This window comes from Allomesorhizobium camelthorni, assembly GCF_011045125.1.
Lineage (GTDB): Bacteria > Pseudomonadota > Alphaproteobacteria > Rhizobiales > Rhizobiaceae > Allomesorhizobium > Allomesorhizobium camelthorni.
Genome location: NZ_JAAKZF010000199.1, coordinates 1 through 3,040 on the forward strand (window position 1 = coordinate 1; position 3,040 = coordinate 3,040).

Below are 3,040 nucleotides of genomic sequence, written 5' to 3' on the forward strand. Positions count from 1 at the left end.
TTCCAGGCAGTTCGGGCGATTTTGTTGGCCAGCGCCACTGCAACCAGCTTGGGTTTCTTCCGTTGCAGAAGGTCGATGAGCCATCGGGAAGCATGCCTGCTTCGACCTGTTCTAACGTGCCGAAGAAGAGAGGTCGCGCCAACCACCAATATGCTTCGCAGCAATTCATCGCCGGCACGGGTGATCGCACCAAGCCGGACCTTTCCGGCGGTCGAATGGTCTTTGGGTGTGAGTCCTATCCAGGCGGCAAAATCGCGACCGGACTTAAACATCCGCGGATCTGGGGTCTTCATCATCAAGAGCGATGCGCCGATCGGTCCGACACCCGGAATTTCGGCCAGGCGTTTGCTGCATTCGTCGGCGCGATGCAGCTTCATCAGCTTTTCATCGATCGTTTTGGTCTCGGCAAGCAAGTCGCGATATTCCTGACCGTGCATGGCGAAGAGATCGCGCGCTAGTTCAGGCAGGGATTGATCAGCTGCTATTCGCTCCAGCAACGGTTCGATCCGGCACATGCCTTTGGCCGCGACGACGCCGAACTCCATGGCAAAACCGCGTATGGCATTGGCGAGTTGTGTCCGATTGTGGATCAGCCGCTCTCGCACACCGACCAGCATCAAGGCCGCCTGCTGGTCCGCGGTCTTCACCGGCACGAAGCGCATGGTGGGTCGGCTCATCGCCTCACACAAGGCTTCAGCATCAGCCGCGTCGTTCTTGCCGCGTTTCACATAAGGCTTCGCCAGCTGAGGCGCGATCAACTTTACCTCATGGCCGAATGAACTCAACAACCTCGCCCAATGATGCGAGCCACCGCATGCCTCAAGCGCAACAGTGGTCGGCGGCGTTTTCTCGAAGAACTTCACGATTTCTCTACGTGACAGCTTCTTGCGAAGCACCGGTTGCTCGCTTGCATTCACGCCGTGTAATTGAAACACGCTCTTTGACGTATCCATACCAATTCGGATAATCTGTTCCACGGACGGTCTCCCTCGATTGAGCTTTCAACGAACTCATTCTGGCACATTGCGATGCCGTTGGGAGCCGTCCACCCCAACAGGATACGTCGAGAGGGAAACGCCTTGGATACTTGAAAACTGCGATGGTTAAGTCTGGTTCCTAACAAAAGAAGCTATCGTGACGGTTGAGAGTATCAGGCGATACGGATCGTCGGGTCGAGAGGGAGCAGTCCGCCGGGCTGGTTACATGACACCGGCAGCCCTTGCGGCCATCCATGCGAGACCGCTGAAAACAGCGACAATCACGACTAAGCCGAAGGCGGCACCGATCTTCTCGGGCAAGCCGCCCGGTTTCATGTTCGTAGGCTCGCCTGCCATCATCCATCCCTCGCCAAAAAACGAAAAAGCCGGGCGCTTTCCCCGACTTTCCCGGATCATCTCAACAGCCAATGCCAGTACATCCGTGGTCAAAGGCTGGAGATGATTTCTCACTATAGCACGGGTAGGGTGTTGTGGAAATCGCCGCAGCCGCCTAGCACTGCACCCAAGACCGCTCGCTCGCGGCAGTTTGGCCTGCTGGCGGGCTTGCGCCATCTTGAACCGTCATCAGGCTGACAACACATTCTGCGATAGTCGCCGACGATCCCAGAGGCGGCTTCTTCACACGCACGAACCGTTCGACAAATTGGAGGAACGAATGAACCTCACGGCATTCAGCAGCCCCGTCTTCGTCAAGCATGGATCCTACCTCGTGCAGGAGATTGTCGATCTCGCAGGCGCTATCGATTTTCTGGAGGAACGGCCGGAGGATCGCCGCAACCTCATCCATGAAACAGCGCTTCGCGCATGCACCCAAGCACATGATGGCCTCAAGCCGCTGGGCGTGGCGCGCGATGCCTTTGTCGCCTTCGCGAAGCGCGCCGGAATCCTGGAAGACCCCGAGGCGGTTATGCCGTGGATCGCTGCTTCCAAATCGGGCAGCGGGAAGGTGCAGGCGTAGGCTCATTCACCGGTCTCACGTCCTTTACCGCTAGGTGTTACGCGTATCGGCGAATGCGCATACTACCGCGCGATCGAAGACGGGGAAGTTCCTCCATTGAGCAAAGATAGCTGCCGAGGTGGCGCGGATCGAACCGTCCGCCGAGATGGATATCGACGTCTTCGAGTCGATCGTCGATCGCGAACTTCGGCATCGAAGTCCTCATTCGAATCCTGAGCGGTGACACCAACGGGTAGCTCGCCGCGATGATGATGATGATGATGATGAGTGGGACGTCAAGTCCGGTCTCTGCAACGGCTAACCATGCTCACGGCATTCGACGGTACGTACGCGTTACGCCCGCCGACGGCTTGGACGTGGCAGTCAGGCTCAACGGCGTCAATCCGGAGCCTGGCTCACCGGCGTATTGGTCCGCATTGCCGATGGGCACCCGATCAATCGGATCGAAGATTTCTGCCTTGGCGCTGGACAAATCTGCCCCAATATGCACGGAGCGCTCGGCCAGATGCGAGCCAGCCCTTCGCTGCAGCACTTTCATGCAAAGGTTCTATTAAGTGTGGCGGCCCTGCTCTCAGCGTGGGTCGGTATTGATCAGTATGCCAGCCTCCTTTGCGGCGGCGATGAACGCCTCCCGCGCATGGTCTGGCGGCTGTTCGTTCTTCAGAACGGCGATGCAGGCGACCCGAGCCGCCCGGTGCTCGGGGTCACCTTCTGTCGGCCAATGGTAGAGCAGCCATTGTGCCGCGGCACGCGTGGAACTGATCACACGGAATCTGCCAGCTGCTTCGACGCGCACAGGCTTGGTCCAGTTCATTTCCCGCAGCATGGGGGCTCATCTTGTCGGCGACCTTGCCCAATCGTCGGCTTCCCGCAATCTCTGCAGTGGCTCATCTTTGGCCAGAACACCGGCAATCCGGGCGAACGCCGCCAAGGCGTTGCGCGCTTCCTCGGCTGCGCCCTCATCGATTGTAACGGCGAAGCAGGCATTCAAGGCGCGTTGAAAGATCGGGCTGCCCCGCGCCGCCGCGGGCCAGTTCTGAAGAAATGTGAGCGCTTCCTCAACATCGTAGATTTCGGTCACCGG

Annotated in this window: 6 protein-coding genes; 1 reads left to right on the forward strand and 5 read right to left on the reverse strand. The window is 58.7% G+C overall.

The features are described from left to right. On the reverse strand, positions 1 to 977 hold a 977-nt coding region (locus tag G6N73_RS35085), incomplete at its 3' end, for an IS110 family RNA-guided transposase (protein ID WP_165034451.1). Between the two features lie 222 nt (positions 978 to 1,199). Then, positions 1,200 to 1,406, reverse strand: a complete 207-nt coding sequence (locus G6N73_RS35090) for a hypothetical protein (RefSeq protein WP_165034452.1) — start codon at positions 1,404 to 1,406, stop codon at positions 1,200 to 1,202. Between the two features lie 247 nt (positions 1,407 to 1,653). Here G6N73_RS35090 and G6N73_RS35095 point away from each other — a divergent pair, with 247 nt between their 5' ends. Then, positions 1,654 to 1,956 (forward strand): DUF982 domain-containing protein, encoded by a 303-nt coding sequence (locus tag G6N73_RS35095; RefSeq protein ID WP_165034453.1) that lies wholly within the window; start codon positions 1,654 to 1,656, stop codon positions 1,954 to 1,956. Positions 1,957 to 2,263: 307 nt separating this feature from the next. Here G6N73_RS35095 and G6N73_RS35100 read toward each other — a convergent pair whose 3' ends face one another. From G6N73_RS35100 to G6N73_RS35110, 3 genes are read right to left on the reverse strand one after another with little or no spacing between them, the layout of a single operon-like run. After that, positions 2,264 to 2,494: a hypothetical protein gene (locus G6N73_RS35100; protein WP_165034454.1), complete on the reverse strand. Its 231-nt coding sequence runs from the start codon at positions 2,492 to 2,494 to the stop codon at positions 2,264 to 2,266. Positions 2,495 to 2,527: 33 nt separating this feature from the next. Then, positions 2,528 to 2,782, reverse strand: coding sequence for a DUF982 domain-containing protein (locus G6N73_RS35105; protein ID WP_165034455.1), 255 nt, complete (start codon positions 2,780 to 2,782; stop codon positions 2,528 to 2,530). 6 nt (positions 2,783 to 2,788) lie between these two features. Then, a complete protein-coding gene (locus tag G6N73_RS35110; protein ID WP_343044847.1) occupies positions 2,789 to 3,037 on the reverse strand; it encodes a DUF982 domain-containing protein in 249 nt (82 codons plus the stop codon). Positions 3,038 to 3,040 lie beyond the last annotated feature (3 nt).